General features: G+C 49.3%; 17 protein-coding genes. All 17 read right to left on the bottom strand.

Going from position 1 to position 25748, the window contains the following annotated elements:
- Positions 1–770: 770 nt before the first annotated feature.
- On the bottom strand, positions 771–4157 hold the full coding sequence (locus PluTT01m_RS16730) for an ImcF-related family protein (RefSeq protein WP_165828660.1): 3387 nt from the start codon (positions 4155–4157) through the stop codon (positions 771–773).
- Positions 4138–5289 (bottom strand): hypothetical protein, encoded by a 1152-nt coding sequence (locus tag PluTT01m_RS16735; protein WP_011147443.1) that lies wholly within the window; start codon positions 5287–5289, stop codon positions 4138–4140. Before PluTT01m_RS16735 ends, PluTT01m_RS16730 begins: the two co-directional genes overlap by 20 nt.
- Positions 5286–5543 (bottom strand): PAAR domain-containing protein, encoded by a 258-nt coding sequence (locus tag PluTT01m_RS16740; protein ID WP_011147444.1) that lies wholly within the window; start codon positions 5541–5543, stop codon positions 5286–5288. Before PluTT01m_RS16740 ends, PluTT01m_RS16735 begins: the two co-directional genes overlap by 4 nt.
- A complete protein-coding gene (locus tag PluTT01m_RS16745; protein ID WP_011147445.1) occupies positions 5540–8029 on the bottom strand; it encodes a T6SS phospholipase effector Tle1-like catalytic domain-containing protein in 2490 nt (829 codons plus the stop codon). The genes PluTT01m_RS16740 and PluTT01m_RS16745 overlap by 4 nt, the downstream gene beginning before the upstream one ends.
- Positions 8017–8529 carry a Tli1a family immunity protein gene (locus tag PluTT01m_RS16750; RefSeq protein ID WP_011147446.1) on the bottom strand — a complete coding sequence of 171 codons (513 nt, stop codon included), beginning with the start codon at positions 8527–8529 and terminating at the stop codon, positions 8017–8019. The genes PluTT01m_RS16745 and PluTT01m_RS16750 overlap by 13 nt, the downstream gene beginning before the upstream one ends.
- 51 nt (positions 8530–8580) lie before the next feature.
- The gene (locus PluTT01m_RS16755) at positions 8581–9093 is read right to left on the bottom strand and encodes a Tli1a family immunity protein (RefSeq protein WP_011147447.1); all 513 of its coding nucleotides are present in this window, start codon (positions 9091–9093) and stop codon (positions 8581–8583) included.
- Between the two features lie 51 nt (positions 9094–9144).
- A complete protein-coding gene (locus PluTT01m_RS16760; RefSeq protein ID WP_011147448.1) occupies positions 9145–9660 on the bottom strand; it encodes a Tli1a family immunity protein in 516 nt (171 codons plus the stop codon).
- 9 nt (positions 9661–9669) lie between these two features.
- On the bottom strand, positions 9670–10452 hold the full coding sequence (locus PluTT01m_RS16765) for a toxin Tle1 chaperone Tla1 (protein ID WP_011147449.1): 783 nt from the start codon (positions 10450–10452) through the stop codon (positions 9670–9672).
- A 3-nt stretch (positions 10453–10455) separates the two neighbouring features.
- Positions 10456–12855, bottom strand: a complete 2400-nt coding sequence (locus PluTT01m_RS16770) for a type VI secretion system Vgr family protein (protein WP_011147450.1) — start codon at positions 12853–12855, stop codon at positions 10456–10458.
- A gap of 522 nt (positions 12856–13377) precedes the next feature.
- On the bottom strand, positions 13378–13518 hold the full coding sequence (locus PluTT01m_RS26955; RefSeq protein WP_157866905.1) for a hypothetical protein: 141 nt from the start codon (positions 13516–13518) through the stop codon (positions 13378–13380).
- Positions 13519–13590: 72 nt separating this feature from the next.
- Positions 13591–16962, bottom strand: a complete 3372-nt coding sequence (locus PluTT01m_RS16775; protein WP_011147451.1) for an ImcF-related family protein — start codon at positions 16960–16962, stop codon at positions 13591–13593.
- Positions 16959–18077, bottom strand: coding sequence for a hypothetical protein (locus tag PluTT01m_RS16780; protein WP_011147452.1), 1119 nt, complete (start codon positions 18075–18077; stop codon positions 16959–16961). Before PluTT01m_RS16780 ends, PluTT01m_RS16775 begins: the two co-directional genes overlap by 4 nt.
- Positions 18078–18618: 541 nt before the next feature.
- Positions 18619–19623, bottom strand: a complete 1005-nt coding sequence (locus PluTT01m_RS16795) for a T6SS immunity protein Tli4 family protein (protein WP_232507871.1) — start codon at positions 19621–19623, stop codon at positions 18619–18621.
- A gap of 223 nt (positions 19624–19846) precedes the next feature.
- A complete protein-coding gene (locus PluTT01m_RS16800; protein WP_011147455.1) occupies positions 19847–20938 on the bottom strand; it encodes a T6SS immunity protein Tli4 family protein in 1092 nt (363 codons plus the stop codon).
- A complete protein-coding gene (locus tag PluTT01m_RS16805) occupies positions 20931–22541 on the bottom strand; it encodes an esterase/lipase family protein (protein WP_011147456.1) in 1611 nt (536 codons plus the stop codon). Before PluTT01m_RS16805 ends, PluTT01m_RS16800 begins: the two co-directional genes overlap by 8 nt.
- A gap of 2 nt (positions 22542–22543) precedes the next feature.
- Entirely contained in the window at positions 22544–25072 is a 2529-nt protein-coding gene (locus tag PluTT01m_RS16810; protein WP_011147457.1) for a type VI secretion system Vgr family protein, read from the bottom strand.
- Positions 25073–25248: 176 nt separating this feature from the next.
- Positions 25249–25740: an Hcp family type VI secretion system effector gene (locus PluTT01m_RS16815; RefSeq protein ID WP_011147458.1), complete on the bottom strand. Its 492-nt coding sequence runs from the start codon at positions 25738–25740 to the stop codon at positions 25249–25251.
- Positions 25741–25748 lie beyond the last annotated feature (8 nt).

Here is a 25748-nt window from a genome sequence, read left to right on the forward strand (position 1 = left end):
GTCATACCGGGAAATAACCCACGCCACTATTTCCCGGTCGGAAGTTAACTGAGCCGTAAATATTTACACAGGCCATTCATGTTTTCGCAATATATCAAGGGATGAACAAGGCAAGCGATTTATAAATTCTCCCATCTTCTTAATGGGTGCCTATAAAGATCAACTCTTTTTTCAAAAAAACGATTTTTAATGCGCACCCTTTTATCTCCGCCGATATAACAGCATGTCGAACAGAATAATTTAAACCTCATGACAATAACATGACATTTATTGACAAAAGTAAACTGGCATTGATTGCCATAAAATGAAGGCGGCCTGAATACGCAATTTCAATCACATCCCCATGATAACAATGCCTATTTTCATGTTACCCAATAGATTATCGCTGTTTTAAATAACGTTTCGTAATTATGCTACACATAGCCCCATCCAACCCATTGTTATACATAGAATTATGAGTGGTATAAGATGTAGCGCTATTTTGAAATCTTATTTAATCTCATCACTCCTTTTTAAATCTTATTCACTCCATCACGATAAATAAGAATAATTCTCATTCATGCCACACGAATAATAAGATAGCCAATAACATCAAGAAAACCCCATAGCAATATTGCCTCTTCACTGAGAAAAGTGAAATCAGGCTTCTCACCCATATAGCCAAACATCTTCATCGGAATATCTGTAGTGATATTTATTCTGACCGCTATTTTGTTAATGAAAGCAGTTAACGGTTACGCTATTTCCTCATTTATCGCCAATCACATGCACTATTCCTCTATCAAATCATCGTCATTTACCGCTGATATTGTCGTGTGATTACCCGGCGTCACTACAAAGATATTTTTCGGCAATTTAAATCCGCGCAGTTTTAATAACGCCAGCGGCCCTTCGCCCAATTCTGTGCGCAAAATCCAGGTTAACGGTAATCCATCCGGCGCGGTAAATATCAGTCGGTAACGGCTTTCATCCAGCTTCTCCGCTTTCGCCTGCGCCAGCCAGCGGATGAGTCCCCAGTTCCCCTGATAATCACCAAACAATCTCGCCCCGGCATTGACACTGGTCCACGTCAGCATCACACCCGGTTTATAGGTCTCTCCCGGCCAGCGAAAACTTTGCCAACTTTCCATCTGGTTAAAATAACGCAGTTTCTGCCCATCTATCGTCAGGTCAGTTTCCACCACATCCCGCACCGCTCTGGCCCGCAGTTCAAACCGCAATCCCTGACTGCCATCCGCAAACAACAGGTCCGATAACTGACTGAGCTGATTTATCGCCTTTAGAAAATCCGGGTTAATCTGTACGCCCTGACCATTCACCTCATCCACTACCCACTGGTTACCCGCTTTATGCAGTATCCCGCCTAACTGACGCGTCAAGAACTGCTCTATCCGCCCTGAATCTGACCGGATAAACTGCCCCAACATCGGCAATGAGATTTCACTTTCGCCACCGGCAAACGGATAACGACCCGCAAATGCCCGATCCCAGTTGTCCACTATCGCCGTCTGCCACTGGCTATTCAGATTCGCCGTCGCCGGTTTCAATACCCCCTGCCACGCCTGCGCTAATGGCTCGACAAACAGCGTCTGACCAAAACCACGCCATTGGCCGCCCAGACTGGCGGCTATCAAGCGCCCATAGCCCTGCGTATCGGTCAAATCAGTGCTTTTCCCTTCAAATACCGTTTTAGCCAGCGCATTCGCCATTGCCGGTGGGTCGTCGCTGTTGTTCATCTGTTGCAGTTTCAGACGCACGTCGGTTACCCGCGTCAGGAAGGTTTGTAAATTCAGGGTACTGTCCGCCTTGATTCTTCCTTCTGCCTGATTTTCTCCCATCAGCGCCAACAACGGCCCAAAGGTTTCATCCATCGGCCCGTGCAAGCCAGCCGTCTGTTGATTAATCATTCGCGGCGTTTTTTTATTCAATAACGTTTTAGCGGATTTCACCAATGAGTCCGATAAACTCGGCCCCTGTTGCCCGGTTTCGCCCTGATAGGCCAGCGTGTTCATCAGCGCAATCAGCGGAGACTGCCGCCCATCCGCCATCAACGTTAGCTGGTCGATGACATCCGACAGGTTACGGGTTTTGTTCCAGCGCAGGCTGTTGAGAAAATCCTGCCACGCCCCGGCAAAATCGGTAAAGTAACGGGCGGTCAAACGGGCTTTCAGCTCTTCGGGCGATACCGAAGCCGAGACTGCCTGACGGTTATCACTCAGCACCCAGTCAATTGCCTCTTTACGTGACGCCACCGCCTCCGCTATCGCCTTTTGTATCCCGCCTTCCCACGCCTGACGGGTAAACATCCCCGGTATCACGTGAGAGGTGGTAAACAGCCGCGCCGCATCGGTGTCGCCGGTCATCTGCCTTAACGTCAGGTCCGAATAATTTTTCTCCACTGATTGCAGCATCTGCTGGTAAAGCGCCGCTTCGGCATTGTGCTTACCTGGCTGGATCAGCAACAACTGACGCACCTGTTTAATCAACGCCTTATCCGGGGTTATCCGCCATTCGGGATGCGCGGCCAGATTCTCCGCATAAAAACTCCACAAATCCCACGCCGTATCCAACCAGACAGCGGGGGCAATACCGGCCCGCTCGGGTTCATTTTCATCCAGTATCCGGGTTAAAAACGCAGCATCCACTTTTTCCGGCTGCGCCATCATCAGGTAGGCTTTCAACTGGTCATGACCGGCTTTCGCCCGCTTAGCCCGCAAAGGGCTGCCCGGCGGTAAATTCACCAGCGCACTCAGTTTCGCATGCAACACCGCAGCGGCTTTGTCTCGTATCAGGCGGTTATTAACCTGCGCATAATCGGGCACCACTGCCGTCAACAGTTTCTGATTCTGACTCAAACCAAAGCGCTCATACCACGGTACACCGTGTTCAGCCCGGTCTTGCAGCCGGTCCACCTCGTTACGCAGCGCCTTTAAGGCCATCAACTGGGCATCAGAATTCTCCGGCTGAGCTTTCAGGTCAGTGACCGCCGCCTGCACCACAGCTAGCTGGTCACGGTTGGTGAAAAAGGAGAGCATCATTCCGGCCCCCCATAACAAGCCCAGCACTATCAGGCCACGACAAACGGTCTGTGTGTGGAGCATGCCCACCCGCCGACCGTGGAAACAACGACTGCCCTCCAACACCCCCTGCCATGCCGTGTCGGGCAGCCAGATCTGCGGGAGGCGAGTCGTCTGCGCTTTAAGCGGCAAACTGAACATCAAACCCCGCAGCGACACCACATCACCATACTCCGCTAACCACGGCGTCAGGACCTGTTGCCAGTGCGCAATCCCCTGTTGTTTCAAGTTCGCGGACAGACGACAAAGAAAATCGTGGGCCGTCTTCTCCAACAGTTGCTGCATCCCGCGCTCGCGCAACGGGTCAACCAACGTTTGTAACTGTGTCGCCACGATATCCGGGGTACAGCGTTCAGGAAAAAAGCAGCCGACGGTCTGAGTGATACGACCTTCCTGAGACCAGGTACTGTGACACACCTGCCACAGGTAGACCGGGGCCTGCCAGCGCAACTGGTGGGCCTGTTTTTGTAACATCCGCAAAGCTTTATCCATCCACACCGGCTGCGCACTTTGGTTTTCGGTCAGCGCCCAGACAATGGCATTGAGCGGGCGGTAACGGCGCAAGCGACGCAGGGCCATCAATTGAGCGGTATTCGGTTCCGCTTGCAAACTGCCGCCCCAGAGCAACAGCGTGCGATAACCCTCCTGCCAGTGCGTCGTGGTCAGCCCCGGCGCGATGGCTTCCACCTGTTCCACTTCGCCCACCACCAGTAAAATGCGGACTTTATACCACCAGAACCGCCCGTAACGGAGGCGCATGCGATCGCCCAAATCACCATAATCATACGGTTCGCTGGCTGGCAAAAGTGGCCGGGTATCGGACTTCACATCGGTGACTTTGTTTTTGACAAACAACGTTACCGTGATAAAACCTAGCATACTCACCACCACAGTGAGCACCCAAGCTATTCCACAAACCCACAACAGATGGTTGAAAGTTTCGGCATCAGTGGTTCGGTGTTCTCCCCAAACCCACCATCCCAGACCAGCCAACGAAACCAGCAGGGTAATGGTGCCTATCAGTAAGATAAGTGTCTTCACCACCGAAATAGGCGGTATTTTATTCTCTTGCAGTGCCATAAGATTTTACTATTCCAAACGCTAAAGTATGTTGAGGATCACGGGCTAACCACCCACAGGGTTGGCCGGTATTTTCCGCCGAGATCGCCGCCAGTGTTTGCACTACGATCGCCTCCATCCCGCCAATATTGCCCCAATTGAGATCCTGTTGATGTTGAGTGATATTCCAGCCGAGTTTCTCCAGTGAGGATATATCCGGCTGAGAAAACAGAAAGCAGGTTGCCGGTGGCTGAGACATATCCGCTTGAACCCATGTTCTGGCCGCGACGTCAACAACCTCTTCATCACTTTGAGAACAAAAAAATTCACCACGGGTTAAACAGACGTTGCCCTGTTTTTTCAATAACCAGATAAATGCTGCTTCACCGGCGGGTAAGGCTGACTCAGCCTCGCTGTCTACGCACTGACAACCTGCACACAAAATAGTCGCGTGTTGGTCCTTTGTCGTGTTGAGCAAATCAATTATTTCATCCAGCGTATCGATACCACACCAAGGCTGTGGCTGTTCAGGCAACTCCACATCAGGAAACCGCTCCGCCATCTGGGCGGTAAACTCTTGCCAGGCAGCGACAGAGCCTAACCAATAACAACGTAATGGCGTACAACGCAACGGCGACTGCGCCTTCCTTTGTTTATGCCACTGTTCCACCGACATGCCCGCCAGTTGTATTTCCCGCTGTTCAATATCAGCGGCAAAAGAACGCAGCAGACGCACCGACTGACCACTCTCTTCCTCGATAGGTTCCACGTGGCAATGAGGCTGATTAACCACTTTATTCCATACATCGGGCGTGCACCCTAGCGGCCCAGCTAATACATAATCCACCAACGCAATCTGTTGACGGTGTTTACGCCACCACTGTTGCTGAACCCGCTCGACCTGCTGCTGGTAAGTCCAGGCGTTATGCACAGCAAAGCGGTAAAACAGCACGCGAAATAACAGACATAACAGCCATAACGCCGCCAATCCAGGGATCAGGGCATATAAGGAGAAAGTGTCACCGATTTCAGGTCTTATCAGCGCGACGATGTTACTGATCAACAAAACCAATCCGGTGCCGACTCCCAACCAACGTTTAAAACGGGGAGGCGAAGCCTGACAATAAGGCGGAAAAAGAGGGATCGCTTTCATGACGTCACCTGATAATCGGGAAAAGAGCTGACTAACGTACAACCACATTCACAACGATGACCATGCAACGCCACCGGCTGGCCGTCTATCAGGCAGGCCGCACTCCCTTGAGCAATGGTAGTCATGCCATGACGGTGACACTGAACAGGATCACCCTTGCAAGCAATGGGTTGTCCGAAACAAAGATAGTGGCCCGACAATACCGTACCGCCATATTCGCGCAGGCTATCACCCTGACGGATTACGTTTTTCATTTCTCAGGCTCCTTGAACGGGGTCGGTTCCTGCGTTTTTCCCGCCCAATGCGCTTTGAGATTATCTTTGGCCGTTTGCAACCGCTGCTCTTCGATAAACTTTCTCTGCTGGCTGGTCATCTCGCCCACATTATGGGTGAACGCTTTTCTATACTCCGGTCCTGCTAACAGGGTGATCAGCTTGCCGGAAGTTAAATACTGCGCGGTCACTTCCCACTCAGCAGCGGTGCCCTTGGACACTTTGTCGATGGCATCCCCCATCGTGTTTGCGACTTTATTCTGTTTAAACAAAAGCAGTACACTCTCTGCGGCCGGCGACATGAACCCCGCCACAGTGCCAGCCACTGACAGAAGTGACAGCGGTCTGCTGCAAATTGTACCGAAGTAAATGACTCGGTAGCGGAAATAGCCTCCCCACGGTTCACGTGAACCGAGTGTCGAGTACATAAACCAGGCACGGGAATCGTGAACCTGATTGTCATACAAGGCGACCAGCAATGACTCGGGTGGTTCCTGTTGACCGGGTTTTGCCGCCGGAACAGGCCGAAAAAGCTGTTTGACCAATGCCTCTCCCCCTGCTTTCATTTGCAGATACTCCAGGAGGTCATCATGATCATCCAACATGTAAATTGCCTGACGTGGCACAGTATCGAAAAGAAATTGCCACTTACTGTGTTGTTCCCGCCGGTCACCGTAGTAGTCATTGCGAAATTCCGCGGCCGCTTCTCGCAACTGGTTTTGAGCGGTTTCCGGGTCAAAATCCGGCACTCCCTGCATTAACAACGGCTGCGTTTTTCCTCCATCGCGAAAAAATTCATTCCACTGCACTTTCCGTTTAGCCTCGACCTGCTGTTGTGCCGCTTTTTGTGCCTGTTCACTCTGTTCATAATGCGCCTTTTTCGCATCACGATTAGGAGCCTCATGAAAAAATGGCTCACCAAGCAGCGTGCCGTTGGCGTAACGATTGATACGCCAGGCTGTCAGCCAGTCCATCTGGTTTTTCATCGCCTGTTCCAATGCCACAGAGGCCCGCACCGGTTCAAAGCGGGCCGCTTCTTCATCCGACAGAGGTTGTTGGGGCATCTCCAACCCCAGAGTGACCTGACGCCAGGCGTTGAAGCGGTTGACTAATTGTGTGTCAATATCAAATTCATCACCGACATCTGGTGGCATAGAACGCCAGCTATATTGAGATAACTCTTGTGGCAAAATATCTTTAGGAACTTTCAATGGAGCTCCAATCTCAAACGCTGCCGAATACATTTCATGTAATGAGATCTGTGAGAGTAATAGATTGTCACGTTTTCCTATTGCCTTACCCTGTTCTCCCGGTGGATAACCGCCCCCCAAATCAGAGTGCACACCGGGATAAATCACCTCGGTGCTGCCTGTCGGGTAAGTGCCATCGGAACGGCGAATGGAATCCATCGGAAAACACAACCGCTGTTCATGGGTCGAGACCAAGTGCACACAACGTTTCACCAGACCACCGTAAGTCGCCTCCGATGGCAATTCCTGCGTGCCGTCTGCCCAGGCCATATGACCTTCAACAACGGGGATCATATGGGGCACCCCGACCGATGCCACTGTGTCAAACAATCCGAGAAATTCTACGCTGATGGGTAACTTGCTATCCGGGTCTGTCTCGTGTTTATGTTGCAGACACTGAGCCGGTTTCTGGCCTGCTTCTCTCGACGGCGGAAACAGTTCAGTCAACCAGTTAACAAAAGTCCGCGCTTCCGCAGCCCCACGGGAAAAACCATACACATACAATTTCATGCCCAACAACTTACACTTACCTCGTCCCGGCTGACTGCGGGCTATCCTCAGTTCACGTTTTAAGCTCGCAAACTGCTTATAAAACTCCTCATAGCGGTTATTGCTGCCTCCCAACTCCAGCATATTCCATGTGGTTGCCATCGCTTTCAGGGATTTTTGACAAGCAACATCATCAATTGTGTCGTTTACCAATACGCGCTTTAATACATCAATCAACCGCAGTAATGCCCAATTGATCCGGTCTTCTCCCCCGCTAGCAACCGCCAGCCCCAATTTGCTGTAATCCAGCTCATTAATTTCCGGGAAAGGGGTTCCCACCCCGGGAATATAATACTTAAAGTACTTTCTTCCGGTGCTCTCAATATTATCCAGTAACGGCTTACCTGATGCCCCTCCGGCATAACCCGCCCCAATGGTTGCCTGGAAAAGACGGACAACATTGGTCGGATGGTTAGGAACAGCCTGATAAAGGTCGTTATATAAATTATTGCCGGTGCCATCAAAAAACAGGCTGACATGCAACGTGTTACAACAGGGACGGATTACCCGACGATTGGCGGCCAGACAAAGTTCCTGATAGTAAGCTTTTTCCTGACTGCTCTGTTGCTGACAGTTTTCCACCACCAAATAATTTTTGGCAGGTAACCGCCCCTGAGACGGAAAAGGGGCTGGCAACCAGACAAGATCATGATGCTTTATTTCGGACATATTTTTGGTTCCTTCATTTCCAACGGTTCTTTGATTGGGTAGTTCGGACTACCGTAGGTGTTACACGAGGTGGTAACTTTGACCTGATCACAAGGTAAGAAATGCACTGTAATACCGCAGGTGCGCTGCCCGGTATAATCGGGCAACGGTACTACCTGGCTATGCTGGCGCTTTTGGGCATTAATCTTGTCCCTCCACGCCAAATATTTTTTTCTATCTGCAAAACCGGGAAACCCCCCCATGTCCCCAACACCAGTCTCCCAATCCACCTTAACCGTCATCCCCGGCCGCCACTTATCTGGAGCCCGATAGCAGCAACCGCCACCACCGCCCTGATACGGGCCGATAATATCGATACCCGGTTGATCATCCACAGTGAACCGGTTAATCGCCCACTTAGTATGGTTAATGGCGATAATGATGCCTGCCTGTGCCGGAAATTGGCTACAGGCGACCAGCAGCAGAGATAAAACTGCCAGCCTCAATTGTTGTTTTTTCATCTTCTATTCCTTCACATTAGTGACAATCTGGACTTGAAATGCCGGTATGCATTACTTCGGACATACTTTTGGTTCCTTCATTTCCAAGGGTTCTTTAATTGGGTAGTTCGGGCTACCGTAGGTGTTACAGGAAGTGGTAATTTTGACCTGATCACAGGGTAAGAAGTGCACTGTAATACCGCAGGTACGCTGCCCGGTATAATCGGGTACAGGCACTACCTTGCTATGCTGACGATCATTAGCCCGCAACTTATTACGCCAAGATAAATACTTCTCTTCATCAGCAAAACCCGGAAAGCCTTTTGTGGATGCTTCACCTGTCTCCCAATCCACCTTAACCGTCATCCCCGGTCGCCACTTCTCCGGGGCCCGGTAGCAGCAACCACCACCACCGCCCTGATATGGCCCGATAATATCGATACCCGGTTCACCATCCACACTGAACCGATTAATTGCCCATTTGGTATGATTAATCGCTTCAATGATTCCCGCCTGTGCCGAAAACTGGCTACAGGCGACCAGTAGCAGGCATAAAACCGCCAGCCTCAATTGTTGTTTTTTCATCTTCTATACCTTCACATTAGTGACAATCTGGACTTGAGGTGCTTGCATGCTTTACTTCGGACATACTTTTGGTTCCTTCATTTCCAAGGGTTCTTTAATCGGGTAGTTCGGGCTACCGTAGGCATAACACGAGGTCGTAACTTTAATTTGATCACAGGGTAGGAAGTGCACCGTAATACCGCAGGTATCACCACCATTCTGATAATAAGGAACCGGCACTACTTGGCTATGCTGGCGTTTCTGGGCGTTAATCTTGTCCCTCCACGCCAAATACTTCTCATCATTTTCATAACCGGGAAAGTCGTCGGAAAAAGCGACACCGGTCTCCCAATCCACCTTAACCGTCATCCCCGGTCGCCACTTATCTGGAGCCCGATAGCAGCAACCGCCACCACCGCCCTGATACGGGCCGATACTGTCGATACCCGGTTGATCATCCACAGTGAACCGGTTAATCGCCCATTTAGTACGATTAATGGCGATAATGATGCCTGCCTGTGCCGGAAATTGGCTACAGGCGACCAGCAGCAGGAATAAAACCGCCAGCCTCAATTGTTGTTTTTTCATCTTCTACCTCTATGACGATAATCTGGCTTTAAGGTGTTTAAGTACGAACGACTCTCTGTCGTCATCCAGTAAAATGTCTTCACCAGATGTCTCTATCATCAAGGCATAACAATTGTTGAACAGTTGTTCGCGGGAAAATTCTGAATATTCAACCTGACTACTCAGTTTCAACATCAGTATGTGAGCATCAGAAACGCACAAGAGATGTTCTAGCTGCTCATCTGTGAGATCAATTTTCTGAAAGGTTTCATCAACCGGCCCTGCATGGCCTTCACGCCAGATAACATGTGGAGCCCCATCACGATCAAGCCAACTCCAGAACAGCGCGGGCCTGAAAAATTGTTGTTGCTGTTCCTTGTCCAATACATGGGAAAACAACACAGGAAAAATACGCGGATCATAAAAACGTAAGATCCCGCCTTTCTCGGCGTAGGCTGCATCCACGCACTGAATCAAATATTGGGACAAGCGATCAAACGACCATGAAGAACATAAAATCAGCAACATAGGCTTGCCGCCTAAGCGCATCATGATTTCATTCATCCATTGCCGTTGAACAGGTTGTGTTAGATCAATCCGAATTAAGATCGGGGCTTTATCTGTCACAATCTCCTCCGGCAATCCCTGAAATAGCGAGCACCAATCCATCTCAGATGAAAAACTTTTTAATGCCGGAATTAGGGGGAACTTACCCCCTGATTGATCCACAATCATATCGATACAACTTATGCCGGTTTCCGTTACAGACGATGCAAGTGATGCAATCCAGTCAGCTATTTGATGGTCATTCATTGGTTAACTCCTCAAAACAAACCCCTGCGACAATTCCTGCGCTTTTTCCAAACACGTTTTACACACCGATTCAGGCAGGTCAGGCAAAGGAAAGTCCTGTTTCGCCGGTGACGCCATTTTGTGCTGCCCTTTCAGGCTTAACAGGCCCGGCCCGTGAATTTCAATTTCTCCTGCCGGAGAAAGACGGATGTACGCGCCTCCACACGCCAATGTCAGGCCATTTTTCGCCGTAATCTGGACGTGACCCTGTGTTGAATTGACGGTGACATCGTTTAATGAGGTGAGACCTAAACTATCGCCATGTGATTCAATGGCGAGCGGCCCTTTCCCTGACACCAGACGCATCCCTTCGTTTTGTGCTAACAGGGAGATAGCCTGTATCGAATTCATCCCAATCCGGTTTGCACTGGCAATATGCACATCCCCCGCACTTTGGGCATAGAGCGCCTGACCACTTTGCACCATCACAGTCTGCGGGCTGACAATCCCCACCCCTTCCGGCGCACTGAGCAGCATGGCCGCCATTTTCAGTTGATCCACATGCTGTAAGTAGGTTTTCAGGCTTTCAGTATCCGGCTGATGATTCAGGTGAGTTTTGGTCACTGTTCCCCACTCCAGCACCTGATTCACCGCACCTTTTACCAGACTGATTGCCGGGGCCATCTCCAGCACTTCACCGCCCGCCCGGGCCTGTTTATCCGCACTGATAAACAACCCCTTACCGGCCCGGATCGCGCCCCAGTCGTCGGTTCGCAGCTCAAAGCCTTCACCCCGTTTATCCGGGTGTGGGCGCTGGCTATCAACGAGATGACCGAGGTTCAACTGGCTTTTACCGCCGTATTCGGTACTCAGTTTGATATGTTCCCGACCGCGCTCGTCATCCATCCGCAGTTTGTTATTCGCCGGGGTGCGCAGAACGTTGCGTTTGTAGTTGTAGAGATTGACGTGATCCGGGTGCACTGAGTCGTGCAGAGCATGGGCAATATAGGGCCGGTCCGGGTCGCCCCCTTCAAAGGCGATCGCCACTTCAGTGCCTTCCAGCAACGGCCAGTGAAAGCCATAGTTCTCTCCCGCATACGGGCGCGCCAGACGCACCCACAAGCTTTCGCCGCCTTGCGGCCATTTCTCCCGGTCAAAATTAAACGCCACCCGATATAAGCCGTCTTTGTCGATATCGCCGTAGGTATCATTCACTTTGGTACTGCTCACCCGCGCGGGTATCGTGCCGGCCATCACCGGTTTCGGCACCCGCTCCGGGCGAAAGCACACGGTCTCGGAATAGGGAATGGCAGTGAATGTCATCTCAAAACTGCTGTCCCGGCGGGCACTGTTGGTGATGTGGGTGATGATCGCCCCTTTGCGAAACGTTTCCGGGGCGTCACCTTTCACTTTCAATTCCTGCCCCGGCACCAGCGTAGCGGAAGTGGTCATTCCCCGCAGGCGAATGCGTTGATTCAGGTAACGTTCGTGATGCAAACGGGCATAAAACACCCCACTTTCCGCCTCCGGTTGATAGGCGTAACGATCACCGGGTATTCGGTAGTCGTCACGGTAATGGTACGCTTCGCCATAAGTCGTTCGATCGCCCCGTGTCACATCCGCCTCGGTGTTCAAGCCGGGATACGGCCGGGCATCGTGGTAGTCATAATTCCGAGTCGCAATTTTTCCCTCCACCACCTGATACGCGGTCTCCATGCCCCACACCACCGCGTCCTCCTCGCCGTGCATACCTGACGGATTGCGGGCAGGCAGGTAGACATTGAACTGGTAGTCACGCTGGTCGTCGTAAAACTCCACCACATCGATCTTTAACCGGTCATCCGCCGTCACTTTGTACCAGATACCCACTTCCGCCAGCAGGCGTTGGATAAAGCGCAGGTCATCTTCGCCATACTGCATCACCTGTTCCCGCCTCGGGTAGCTGTACGCCAGACTGAACAGGAAGTCCTGCCCGCGAAAACCATGTCGCTCCCGCAGGATTTTCTCCACAATCTCCGGCACGGACAGTTTTTGGTAAATAGCGTATTGATGGCTTCTCGCCAGCAGCGCCAGCCGGGGCTCCAGCGTCACTTCGTAACGGCTTTCGTCCCGCGAAGTGGAGAGCAGTTTAAAGCCGCTGATCACCCCGTAAACCGAACGCAGCGGCTCCGGCGGCACAATCGGCATCCACCGTATCCCCGGATTGATCGCAGGCGAGGTCAGGGTAAATGAGGCTTGCTGCATCAGCATCTGTGCCGGTTCAATCCCTTTCTCCGCACTGGTGAATTCAATGGCATAGCGAAACGGCTGGCTTAAGGCTTCCTGTCCGGTAAAGGCCAGCACATCCAGCGGTGCTTTATTACGCCACACTTTTAGTCTGTAACGGCTGTGATCAAAGATGATCATCGGTGTTAGGTTCGTCATATTTTCTCCTAAATTTTCTGCGGCCATTAGTCAACAATAAGAACTCAATATCAGGCCATATCATTATTGTCATACCGGGAAATAACCCACGCCACTATTTCCCGGTCGGAAGTTAACTGAGCCGTAAATATTTACACAGGCCATTCATGTTTTCGCAATATATCAAGGGATGAACAAGGCAAGCGATTTATAAATTCTCCCATCTTCTTAATGGGTGCCTATAAAGATCAACTCTTTTTTCAAAAAAACGATTTTTAATGCGCACCCTTTTATCTCCGCCGATATAACAGCATGTCGAACAGAATAATTTAAACTTCATGACAATAACATGACATTTATTGACAAAAGTAAACTAACATTATTTTCCATAAAATGAAGGCGGCCTGAATACGCAATTTTAATCACATCCCTATGATAATAATGCCTATTTTAATTTTATCTAATAGATTATCGCTGTTTCAGTCTCATCACTCCTTTTTAAATCTTATTCACTCCATCACGATAAAGAAGAATAATTCTCATTCATGCCACACGAATAATAAGATAGCCAATAACATCAAGAAAACCCCATAGCAATATTGCCTCTTCACTGAGAAAAGTGAAATCAGGCTTCTCACCCATATAGCCAAACATCTTAATCGGAATATCTGTAGTGATATTCATTCTGACAGCTATTTTGTTAATGAAAGCAGTTAACGGTTACGCTATTTCCTCATTTATCGCCAATCGCATGCACTATTCCGTTATCAGATCATCGTCATTTACCGCTGATATTGTCGTGTGATTACCCGGCGTCACTACAAAGATATTTTTCGGCAATTTAAATCCGCGCAGTTTTAATAACGCCAGCGGCCCTTCGCCCAATTCTGTGCGCAAAATCCAGGTTAACGGTAATCCATCCGGCGCGGTAAATATTAGTCGGTAACGGCTTTCATCCAGCCTCTCCGCTTTCGCCTGTGCCAGCCAGCGGATCAGCCCCCAGTTCCCCTGATAATCACCAAACAATCTCGCCCCGGCATTGACACTGGTCCACGTCAGCATCACACCCGGTTTATAGGTCTCTCCCGGCCAGCGAAAGCTCTGCCAACTTTCCATCTGGTTAAAATAACGCAGTTTCTGCCCATCTATCGTCAGGTCAGTTTCCACCACATCCCGCACCGCTCTGGCCCGCAGTTCAAACCGCAATCCCTGACTGCCATCCGCAAACAACAGGTCCGATAACTGACTGAGCTGATTTATCGCCTTTAGAAAATCCGGGTTAATCTGTACGCCCTGACCATTCACCTCATCCACTACCCACTGGTTACCCGCTTTATGCAGTATCCCGCCTAACTGACGCGTCAAAAACTGCTCTATCCGCCCTGAATCTGACCGGATAAATTGCCCCAACATCGGCAATGAAATTTCACTGTCGCCACCGGCAAACGGATAACGGCCCGCAAATGCCCGATCCCAGTTGTCCACTATCGCCGTCTGCCACTGGCTATTCAGATTCGCCGTCGCCGGTTTCAATACTCCCTGCCACGCCTGCGCTAATGGCTCGACAAACAGCGTCTGACCAAAACTCCGCCATTGGCCGCCCAGACTGGCGGCTATCAAGCGCCCATAACCCTGAGTATCGGTCAAATCAGTGCTTTTCCCTTCAAATACCGTTTTAGCCAGCGCATTCGCCATTGCCGGTGGGTCGTCGCTGTTGTTCATCTGTTGCAGTTTCAGACGCACATCGGTTACCCGCGTCAGGAAGGTTTGTAAATTCAGGGTACTGTCCGCCTTGATTCTTCCTTCTGCCTGATTTTCTCCCATCAGCGCCAGCAACGGCCCAAAGGTTTCATCCATCGGCCCGTGCAAGCCAGCCGTCTGTTGATTAATCATTCGCGGCGTTTTTTTATTCAATAACGTTTTAGCGGATTTCACCAACGAGTCCGATAAACTCGGCCCCTGTTGCCCGGTCTCGCCCTGATAGGCCAGTGTGTTCATCAACGCAATCAGCGGAGACTGCCGTCCATCCGCCATCAGGGTTAACTGATCGATGACATCCGACAGGTTACGGGTTTTGTTCCAGCGCAGGCTGTTGAGAAAATCCTGCCACACCCCGGCAAAATCGGTAAAGTAACGGGCGGTCAAACGGGCTTTCAGCTCTTCGGGCGATACCGAAGCCGAGACTGCCTGACGGTTATCACTCAGCACCCAGTCAATTGCCTCTTTACGTGACGCCACCGCCTCCGCTATCGCCTTTTGTATCCCGCCTTCCCACGCCTGACGGGTAAACATCCCCGGTATCACGTGAGAGGTGGTAAACAGCCGCGCCGCATCGGTGTCGCCGGTCATCTGCCTTAACGTCAGGTCCGAATAATTTTTCTCCACTGATTGCAGCATCTGCTGGTAAAGCGCCGCTTCGGCATTGTGCTTACCTAGCTGGAGCAGCAACAACTGACGCACCTGTTTAATCAACGCCTTATCCGGGGTTATCCGCCATTCGGGATGCGCGGCCAGATTCTCCGCATAAAAACTCCACAAATCCCACGCCATATCCAGCCAGACAGCGGGGGCAATACCGGCCCGCTCGGGTTCATTTTCATCCAGTATCCGGGTTAAAAACACAGCATCCACTTTTTCCGGCTGCGCCATCATCAGGTAGGCTTTCAACTGGTCATGACCGGCTTGCGCCCACTTAGCCCGCAAAGGGCTGCCCGGCGGTAAATTCACCAGCGCACTCAGTTTCGCATGCAACACCGCAGCGGCTTTGTCCCGTATCAGGCGGTTATTAACCTGCGCATAATCGGGCAGCACCGCCGTCAACAGTTTCTGATTCTGACTCAAACCAAAGCGCTCATACCACGGCACGCCGTGTTCAGCCCGGTCTTGCAGCCGGTCCACCTCGTTACGCAGATCCTTCAAGGCCATCAACTGGGCATCAGAATTCTCCGGCTGGACTTTCAGGTCAGTTACCGCCGCCTGCACCACGGCTAGCTGGTCACGGTTGGTGAAAAAGGAGAGCACCATTCCGGCACCCCATAACAAGCCCAGCACTATCAGGCCACGACAAACGGTCTGTGTGTGGAGCATGCCCACCCGCCGACCGTGGAAACAACGACTGCCCTCCAACACCCCCTGCCATGCCGTGTCGGGCAGCCAGATCTGCGGGAGGCGAGTCGTCTGCGCTTTAAGCGGCAAACTGAACATCAAACCCCGCAGCGACACCACATCACCATACTCCGCTAACCACGGCGTCAGGACCTGTTGCCAGTGCGCAATCCCCTGTTGTTTCAAGTTCGCGGACAGACGACAGAGAAAATCGTGGGCCGTCTTCTCCAACAGTTGCTGCATCCCGCGCTCGCGCAACGGGTCAACCAACGTTTGTAACTGTGTCGCCACGATATCCGGGGTACAGCGTTCAGGAAAAAAGCAGCCGACGGTCTGAGTGATACGACCTTCCTGAGACCAGGTACTGTGACACACCTGCCACAGGTAGACCGGAGCCTGCCAGCGCAACTGGTGGGCCTGTTTTTGCAACATCCTCAGGGCCTTATCCATCCATACCGGCTGCGCACTTTGGTTTTCGGTCAGCGCCCAGACAATGGCATTGAGCGGGCGGTAACGGCGCAAGCGACGCAGGGCCATCAATTGAGCGGTATTCGGTTCCGCTTGCAAACTGCCGCCCCAGAGCAATAGCGTGCGATAACCCTCCAGCCAGTGCGTCGTGGTCAGCCCCGGCGCGATGGCTTCCACCTGCTCCACTTCGCCCACCACCAGTAAAATGCGGACTTTATACCACCAGAACCGCCCGTAACGGAGGCGCATGCGATCGCCCAAGTCACTCAGTACCAAAGCAGACTGACTGGAGCGATCCGCTGTCCGCTCGGTTTCAGGTCTGAGTTTTTTCTGCGCTTTATTCTGCCGAATATGCCACCAGACAGCATTGCTAAATAAGCCTATTAATAAGAGCGGAAAAACTGTGGCGTAGGCATACAATGCGGATTTAAGCAGCCCCCGTTCCTCAAGTAATGTTTTATTCAAGTAGATCAACATGAGAAATATCCCGACAAGGCTAAGGGTAATAAAAATATATCCAAAATAGCCATATTGGTGGTGACGATTAACTTTCATTGATGTAATTCCTTAGTCATTAAATAGAGGCTAGCGCTCCCCTCTGGTAATTGATTGATAACGATATGATCGCTACCGGTCAGGCTAATTGCCTCAGTTAACATGGCTGATGCCAAAAATATCGATAGCGGCCCCGGAGGACCAAAAGTATGATCGATTAAATGAACCGAATTTTCGGTGAAAAGATTAAACGCAGAATCATGACTGTTAATTGCCAGTTCAGTCAGAACATCATTCGTGACACCCGTTATCCAAAGGTGCCGCATGTTATTTTTATCAATACGGTTATATTCAAACAATATCTGTAAATCTTTGATTATTTCTCCGGGTAATGAAGGTAATGTTCTTCCCATACCGGCAAGGACAGTAAGTTTTTCCTGCGTGGCAAATTTTGTCGACGAAAATAATTGAGCCGAGACAAATTCACTGTACGCTTTCTTATTATTTTCAGAAGGCCAGCACTGGAACGCAATAACCATTATCAGCCCTTCGAAATCATCCTCATCGTATAATTTATCGATCTCATCTCGGTTTATTATCGGTAAGATGCTTATTTTCCACTGTTGATATATCGCAGATTCATAAGAAGCGTGATCGTCGGAAGCAATATAAATCTGGCGTAAAAGAGAACGATAACCCGGACACTGTTGTTCAAAATCCTGATCCATTTTAGCCAATAATTGCCGCCTATCGCTCGATGGCAGAGATAATGCCCGTCCTTGTTCAGGAAAAGCAGGGATCTCTTCCGCATCACCTAACAGTGGCGCAATACCTTGTTGCTCAGGCGTCAGAATAATATTACCAATCACCGCCAGTTGTTTTCTGCTCCATTGCTGCCATTGGAAACGGGTTTCGGCACTGGCTTCTTCCCAAGCGTATGCTGCCGCACAATATTGCTCATAGCGATTTAATACCGCACCAAATAACAGCAGCCACACCAGAAAGGACGGGAAACTGCTATAAATCGCCGCGTAATAGAAATCAGTGGTATCTTTTAGCACAGCGTAAACCAATGTGCCGACAATCAATATCAAAAGTAAAATGATAAACCATAACCGATAACGCAAAGGTGCCACGACTTTAAGTTCCGGTATTTCAGGAATAGGCCAACTCATAATAATAGCTCGATATTATTCTGGGGAATGGAATCGAAAACGGGCAACAACAATCATATATCACCATTGAATGTATACCCTGTTTCGCGTTTAAATAAAAAATCAGGCCACCGATTAATTTAACCGGTTTGTCTTTATTATAGAACGTTAATGCTGTCACGCTTACGATTCTACTTTGATCAGTGATATGACTGATAAACATAATTATCTCCTCATCCGTTTAACCATATAAACCTATCCATACCATGAAGAAGATAAGGGAGCCACTCATTAATACAGCGGCAAAAATCAAGAATGACGCACGCCAGTATTTCTTATCTTTAATGCATTTCTTTATTCGACAAATGGCAGATACATCAAGCATCACAATTATCGGCCAGGTGTAGAATAATAAGAAAACATAGGCGTATAATGCCAAGCCCCAAAAACCAAAACTAATCACATCGAACCCCACTAACTGGTTATTTCTTTAAACATCGGGTTTCTCCTTCCGCTAACGGTTAACCCTTACATCCCTATAAGGGGTTTTATTTGAAGCATGTTATTGCCGTTTAAAAGCGCCGGGCCTTTTACGAAAAGTACTCGTTACCGCATCCCAAAACGTTATCAGTTCATTTTCACTGTACGGCGTTGCGGATGACCGATCATTCACTAATTCGATATTAACAAAAGGATTCTTATAATCACCGGCTGTTTCATTTGCAATCAAATTAAATGCATATCCCGGGATTTCAATTTCCGGTTGATCGATGACTTTTGTCGGCACTTTTGCTAAAATTTCCTCCGTATAAGTGCCATGAATTTCCCGTTTTCCTTTCCTTATTAGCTTAGTATGCATAGCCAGTAATACACCTTCCATACTGACAATACGATCTAACATATGGTCTTTCTCTTGAAGATCATTCAATATCTCAATACTAAAAGTAAAATGATCACTTTCATTTCGCTCATAGATAAAGGTCATATTTTCTTTCTCATCACGACTGCCAGTAATAAAACCATCAGGAATACAAGTACCTGCCTCTGTAGGTATTTCTGTATCTTTTCGGCCGCTGATTCTGGATAATAAGTTCCTCATTTTCATCATCGTTCTATCTGTAGCCTTTAATTTATCTTCAGAAAAACCATCTTTGATAAAACCGGCTCTATCACGAGCATATTTTTCATCAGACAAATCCATAAATTTCATTGTTATAGTAAAAGCAACCCCATTGTTATATAAGTGAGCTTCTAATACCCTCGCATAGCTCGGAATGTCAATATCTTCGTTTTTTTCGAAAATCACACCTTTCAAATTATCTTGAAGGCGATAAACTTTTCTCAAAAAGGGCATATCTTTAGGATCAATAGTTTTAGCTTCCTTTAACTTCTGTTCTCTTAACTGTATCCGCTGTTCAAATGCAGGTGGATATAAACGCTCGGTTTCTATTTGCGCATCACCAATAAATATCCCTCGATCGGCAACATTGTCAAATCCAGCAGGAAGATCTATCAAATAACGGCCCACACAGCGGGTCTGCATATTTGATAACATTTCAGTTGTCATTTTCTTTTCCTTTTCAGTTAAAATCGGGTAATAAAATACAGGCATATGCCACCACAAGGTATAAATAACCGCTAAAGTCAGTAAGGTCGTTTTCCTATTCAATTTTCACCGCCTGTACTGTTTCAATAGCAGAACGTAAAATCGCTGTTCTCGTATCTGCTCTTCTTTCTCCATTCCGATTATTAACCCTTACATCCCTATAAGGGGTTTTATTTGAAGCATGTTATTGCCGTTTAAAAGCACCGGGTCTAACCCTGACGGTCTGACTAATCGCATCCCAAAATGCCACGATTTCATTCTGAGTATAGGCTGTTGGTGTTTCTTCATCATTAACCACCGTTAAATCAAACACCGGTGTTTCCTTTCCGCCAGTTTTTTCATTTGTCAGTAATGTAAACTGATAACGAGGATCATCACTATTCGGCTGCTGCCCCACCAACAGCAACTCTTCGGTATCCAACTTATTAATTTTCCTCACTCCTTTACGGAAAATGCTGCCTCGATACAGACTCGCTTTAATTACACCGAGGCGTTCCAGCATGCTGTCTTTTTCCCGGATAAAGTTATCCGTCTGTATCCTCACATTCAAATAATTATCCGGGTTCGTTTTATATAATGAACCAATATCTTCCTTATCCCTGTGATTATCGATAATAAACGCATTGGGAATACAACTCCCAGCGGTAGTGGGTATTTCCGTCTCCTTACGTCCTTGTATACGGGATAATAAATTTTTCAGCTCAACCAATTTCTCTGGCACATCATTATCATAAATATCAGGAAAAGTTTGCCTCCCTTTGTCATAACGTGCAGCAGAAGCATTTGAAACTTTCATTTCTACTTTAATCGCCACACCATTATTGTACAAATGAGCTTCCAATACTCGGGCTGCATCCGATACACTCTGATCTTGCACACGTTCAAAAATAATCCCTTGCATTCCCTCAGGTAAGCGGTAGATATTTTTCAAATAGGGCATATTAACCGGATTCACTGTTTTTGTTTGCCGTAATGCTTCTTCCCGTAACTGAATACGCTGTTCAAAAGCAGGTAAATAGAGCCGTTGAGTCTCTACCCAACTATCATTTACCCTAGCCATATTTACAGTGTTATTGTAGTCCGCTGGCAAATCAACCAAATATCGGCCAATACAACGGGTTTGTAAGTTTGTTAATAATTTATCCACGGCTAATTTTTCCTTCTGATTTAACATAGTATGAGGGGGATAAGGCTGTAACTGTTGCCATAACCCGTAAAACACCACCACCAACAAGCTGACAATTGCAATAATGATTAATACTCTTTTTCTATTCATCGGGATAAGCCAAGGAAGTTTGTTTAACTAATTGCGCTATTTTGATAATTGCCCGCAGAGTAAAAAAACGGGTTTTATCAGTATTATAGGCATGCTCATGATCAACCTCCGCTCCCAATATTGAACGCAGCCCTCCAGCGGTAAACTTTCCACCCTGCACCGGTACTGTTCCATCACCGGGTTGCTGCGGCTTTTCAAGAATAAAAGCTCTTAAATGGCTATGGTCATCGGGTTTGTTTGGGTCGAGGGAATATCCCACCATGCGTGTATCGGAAAGGTGATTATTAAAAGGATCATATACCGGTCTATTAAATGCCAGATTAGGATCATCTCCCCGGTCAACATAACTTCTACGAGTCCACCTCACGACGCCGTAAGAGAGGTGTTCGGTACTGTTACCATAAAAGGCATAGGTATTGCCGTGGTAACAACCAGTTAACTCTTCGATAAAAGGTTGGACTACACGAGACAGTATATGAGTATATTTTTTCCAATCTGCCTGCATTACTACCGGATTTCTTTTCTCATTGGTCGGATTAATTAGACGATCTTCACATAACCCCCACCACTTATCACGTTGCAAGTAGATTTCTTCATAAGGATCGCGTTTGGGTAAGGTATAAAGTGTCTTACCATCTTTAATCTGCAACCACCCAGTGCCATATCTCAAACTAGGTAATAGTTGAAGTGGTCCCGGTGATTGCGCCATCACTGGCGTCATCTTGGCGCCATTACTGCCGATAACCAGTCCGACTCCCCCCCCTTCACCCGCTTTCATCCGTTTATAAGCCGTCGGCGCGCCATAGGTCGGCATGACACCGTGTACAATACCTAATATTTTCTTACTTCCCTCCAATTTCTCTGAATAGTGACGCGCCACTAGTCCCCCCATTGAGTGTGTCACCAGAATCACTTTTTCACAGGGCTGACCACGCTGTTTATAGTGTGTAATAATATCAATAAGATGCTCAGCCAGTTGATTTGCGGAATCCGCATTAGACTGGAGCCAGTTATAACCCATGACATGAACCGGAAACTGATATTGATAACTCAGTTTAATCTCTTTCGATAAAAGCTTTTCTTCCCCCGTTTCCGCCTGTAGATCCATAAACTCCAGTTTCTGGCGCAGGGTCAGTTCTCCTGTCTTATTCAACCGGTTAAACAATAACTCATCCTGATCATCCAACGCAGCCTGGAGCCAGGGTAAAAATTCTCCATAACTCATATAAGATGCCTGCCCCCAACCTCGCTCTTGACGAGAAGGAAATTTGGGGCCTTCTTTATGATTGTCATCTACCTTTCCACGCGAATCGACCACAGTATTTTCCGGATCAAGCAATTTTTTTCGTGTTTCTGCTCCTCTAATAAACCATTCCAAGGTGCTCGATATGCCGTCTAAACGCCAGACTGACGTTCCATATTGATCTTGCAAATTACTCCCCATCACGCCGGGCAGAAAAATCACTGGGATCACCCGGTTAGGCACCTTATAGCAAATCGCCGTCAGGTCCTTATGGCTGGGCGCACTCACTAGCGGGTAATACAACCTGCCATGCTCATCATAAACAGGATAAACAACCACTTTTTCTGATGAATCAGTCATAATCACTCCTTACCTTCTTTTAAATAAAACTTTATTGCTTCCACACCCAATTTCTTCTGTTTAGCCGTCTTACCGTCTGCACCCGTTATCGAAGAGTGCTGACTATCGTCATGATTGTGCAAAAAGGCATGTTGATCCTTCACCGGCATATCATCAAAAGGCCAGAGCACCTGCGGTGTGACGGAAAAATCCACTGTTTCACGTTGGGAAACCATCTGACTAACACTCTGCCCGCCAAACTTCTGCCACACTGCCGCCCGTTGGATGATGTGATTGGGCGCACCACACTCCACCTGACCATTCCCTATTCGGATATAACCACCGCCACTAACCAACAAAATCTCCTGTTTAGCACTGATGATCACTTTGCCCTCATGGCTATTCACCGTGATATCTTTCAGTGCCGCCAGCCCCATCTCATCACCCTGCGCTTCAATCTCTACCCGGCCTTTGCTGGCAAACAGTTTGATGCCCAGTTTTTGGGCAAACAGGCTGATCCTTTCACCTGCCGCTACCGTGAATTTTTTCAATACGCTGAAATCGGTACTTTTCCCACTGGTGGCGATAATATTTTCCCCGGCCGCCAACTGGAGGCTTTTTGCCGTCGTCTGCGCGATCCCTTCTGGCGCGGAGAGTAACAACGCGGATTTTTTCAGCTCGGCTAATGTTTCACTTAACAACGCCTTCTGTTGCTGCAAATCCGCCAGTTCCGCTTTAGCCATTTCAGCCGCGCCGCATAATGCCTCGGTTAAGGTCTGCGCTTGTTGAAGTTGATTCAGCGCCGCCTCCATCGCCAGCACCTCGCCGCCCGCCCGGGCCTGTTTATCCGCACTGATAAACAACCCCTTACCGGCCCGGATTGCTCCCCAGTCGTCGGTTCGCAGCTCAAAGCCTTCTCCCCGTTTATCTGGGTGTGGGCGCTGGCTATCAACGAGATGACCGAGGTTCAACTGGCTTTTACCGCCGTACTCGGTACTCAGTTTGATATGTTCCCGACCGCGTTCGTCATCCATCCGCAGTTTGTTATTCGCCGGAGTGCGCAGAACGTTGCGTTTGTAGTTGTAGAGATTGACGTGATCCGGGTGCACTGAGTCGTGCAACGCGTGGGCGATATAGGGCCGGTCCGGGTCGCCCCCTTCAAAGGCGATCGCCACTTCAGTGCCTTCCAGCAACGGCCAGTGAAAGCCATAGTTCTCTCCCGCATACGGGCGCGCCAGACGCACCCACAAGCTTTCGCCGCCTTGCGGCCATTTCTCCCGGTCAAAGTTAAACGCCACCCGATATAAGCCGTCTTTGTCGATATCGCCGTAGGTATCATTCACTTTGGTACTGCTCACCCGCGCGGGTATCGTGCCGGCCATCACCGGTTTCGGCACCCGCTCCGGGCGAAAGCACACGGTCTCGGAATAGGGAATGGCCGTGAATGTCATCTCAAAACTGCTGTCCCGGCGGGCACTGTTGGTGATGTGGGTGATGATCGCCCCTTTGCGAAACGTTTCCGGGGCGTCACCTTTCACTTTCAACTCCTGCCCCGGCACCAGCGTAGCGGAAGTGGTCATTCCCCGCAGGCGAATACGTTGATTCAGGTAACGTTCGTGATGCAAACGGGCATAAAACACCCCGCTTTCCGTCTCCGGTTGATAGGCGTAACGATCACCGGGTATTCGGTAGTCGTCACGGTAATGGTACGCTTCGCCATAAGTCGTTCGATCGCCCCGTGTCACATCCTCCTCGGTGTTCAAGCCGGGATACGGCCGGGCATCGTGGTAGTCATAATTCCGAGTCGTAATTTTCCCCTCCACCACCTGATACGCGGTCTCCATGCCCCACACCACCGCGTCCTCCTCGCCGTGCATACCTGACGGATTGCGGGCAGGCAGGTAGACATTGAACTGGTAGTCACGCTGGTCGTCGTAAAACTCCACCACATCGATCTTTAACCGGTCATCCGCCGTCACTTTGTACCAGATACCCACTTCCGCCAGCAGGCGTTGGATAAAGCGCAGGTCATCTTCGCCATACTGCATCACCTGTTCCCGCCTCGGGTAGCTGTACGCCAGACTGAACAGGAAGTCCTGCCCGCGAAAACCATGTCGCTCCCGCAGGATTTTCTCCACAATCTCCGGCACGGACAGTTTTTGGTAAATAGCGTATTGATGGCTTCTCGCCAGCAGCGCCAGCCGGGGCTCCAGCGTCACTTCGTAACGGCTTTCGTCCCGCGAAGTGGAGAGCAGTTTAAAGCCGCTGATCACCCCGTAAACCGAGCGCAGCGGCTCCGGCGGCACAACCGGCATCCACCGTATCCCCGGATTGATCGCAGGCGAGGTCAGGGTAAATGAGGCTTGCTGCATCAGCATCTGTGCCGGTTCAATCCCTTTCTCCGCACTGGTGAATTCAATGGCATAGCGAAACGGCTGGCTTAAGGCTTCCTGTCCGGTAAAGGCCAGCACATCCAGCGGTGCTTTATTGCGCCACACTTTTAGTCTGTAACGGCTGTGATCAAAGATGATCATCGGTGTTAGGTTCGTCATATTTTCTCCCGATTATTCCTCAGTCGTGCGGGTACGCTACCGCCCATAGCCGTATACCGAGGCCCATAAGGTCATGATTTATCTGGTTTTCAGTTTTTTATCGCGGGGCCTCCCGCCCCCGCAATTACGCAAAAAATGAAACAACAGCAGACGGATTAATCCGTCTGCCAAGCTTGTTACGCCGTCGTGCGCTCATTCCACGCATCAGCATGAATGATGTTGCCGTCTTTGTAGGTCCAGGTGATTTTTTCGTAACGCAACTCAATGCGTTCCAGATGGTTGTGCTTCTCTTTGGTAGGGTCTTTGATGTCATGCATCAGCGGTGCCACTTTCACCACCTTCACGTTGTCCAGTTGGGTGATGAAGTACTCTTTCTCCTGACCTGCGTCGTCAATGTTGTACCATTTGATTTCAGCAGATTTCAGGGTCTGGCCGGTGGTGACCGCTTTATACAAATAGGGACTTGATGCATCCACCTCTTTGGTGAATACCAATGGGGCATGCACACGGGTCCCCGTCAGTTTGCCGGTATTGTTGTCCGTCGGGATGTGCAACATATGTTCCAACGCCACAATTTCAATACTACCTTCCCGGCCCCGTACCTCGACAGAGCCCTTGATGTCAGCACCGCCGTCATCTTTCAGCCATAAATAAGCGGGAATCGCCATAATGATTA

This window comes from Photorhabdus laumondii subsp. laumondii, assembly GCF_003343245.1.
Classification (GTDB): domain Bacteria; phylum Pseudomonadota; class Gammaproteobacteria; order Enterobacterales; family Enterobacteriaceae; genus Photorhabdus; species Photorhabdus laumondii.

Excerpts from the sequence above, each read along its gene's own strand:
- PluTT01m_RS16780 (WP_011147452.1), bottom strand. The coding sequence starts at position 18,077 with ATGAGTTGGCCTATTCCTGAAATACCGGAACTTAAAGTCGTGGCACCT.
- PluTT01m_RS16795 (WP_232507871.1), bottom strand. The coding sequence starts at position 19,623 with ATGACAACTGAAATGTTATCAAATATGCAGACCCGCTGTGTGGGCCGT.
- PluTT01m_RS26955 (WP_157866905.1), bottom strand. The coding sequence starts at position 13,518 with ATGAATATCACTACAGATATTCCGATTAAGATGTTTGGCTATATGGGT.
- PluTT01m_RS16740 (WP_011147444.1), bottom strand. The coding sequence starts at position 5,543 with ATGAAAAACGTAATCCGTCAGGGTGATAGCCTGCGCGAATATGGCGGT.
- PluTT01m_RS16755 (WP_011147447.1), bottom strand. The coding sequence starts at position 9,093 with ATGAAAAAACAACAATTGAGGCTGGCGGTTTTATGCCTGCTACTGGTC.
- PluTT01m_RS16810 (WP_011147457.1), bottom strand. The coding sequence starts at position 25,072 with ATGACGAACCTAACACCGATGATCATCTTTGATCACAGCCGTTACAGA.
- PluTT01m_RS16765 (WP_011147449.1), bottom strand. The coding sequence starts at position 10,452 with ATGAATGACCATCAAATAGCTGACTGGATTGCATCACTTGCATCGTCT.
- PluTT01m_RS16750 (WP_011147446.1), bottom strand. The coding sequence starts at position 8,529 with ATGAAAAAACAACAATTGAGGCTGGCAGTTTTATCTCTGCTGCTGGTC.
- PluTT01m_RS16760 (WP_011147448.1), bottom strand. The coding sequence starts at position 9,660 with ATGAAAAAACAACAATTGAGGCTGGCGGTTTTATTCCTGCTGCTGGTC.
- PluTT01m_RS16775 (WP_011147451.1), bottom strand. The coding sequence starts at position 16,962 with ATGAAAGTTAATCGTCACCACCAATATGGCTATTTTGGATATATTTTT.
- PluTT01m_RS16805 (WP_011147456.1), bottom strand. The coding sequence starts at position 22,541 with ATGACTGATTCATCAGAAAAAGTGGTTGTTTATCCTGTTTATGATGAG.
- PluTT01m_RS16800 (WP_011147455.1), bottom strand. The coding sequence starts at position 20,938 with ATGAATAGAAAAAGAGTATTAATCATTATTGCAATTGTCAGCTTGTTG.
- PluTT01m_RS16815 (WP_011147458.1), bottom strand. The coding sequence starts at position 25,740 with ATGGCGATTCCCGCTTATTTATGGCTGAAAGATGACGGCGGTGCTGAC.
- PluTT01m_RS16730 (WP_165828660.1), bottom strand. The coding sequence starts at position 4,157 with ATGGCACTGCAAGAGAATAAAATACCGCCTATTTCGGTGGTGAAGACA.
- PluTT01m_RS16745 (WP_011147445.1), bottom strand. The coding sequence starts at position 8,029 with ATGTCCGAAATAAAGCATCATGATCTTGTCTGGTTGCCAGCCCCTTTT.
- PluTT01m_RS16770 (WP_011147450.1), bottom strand. The coding sequence starts at position 12,855 with ATGACGAACCTAACACCGATGATCATCTTTGATCACAGCCGTTACAGA.
- PluTT01m_RS16735 (WP_011147443.1), bottom strand. The coding sequence starts at position 5,289 with ATGAAAGCGATCCCTCTTTTTCCGCCTTATTGTCAGGCTTCGCCTCCC.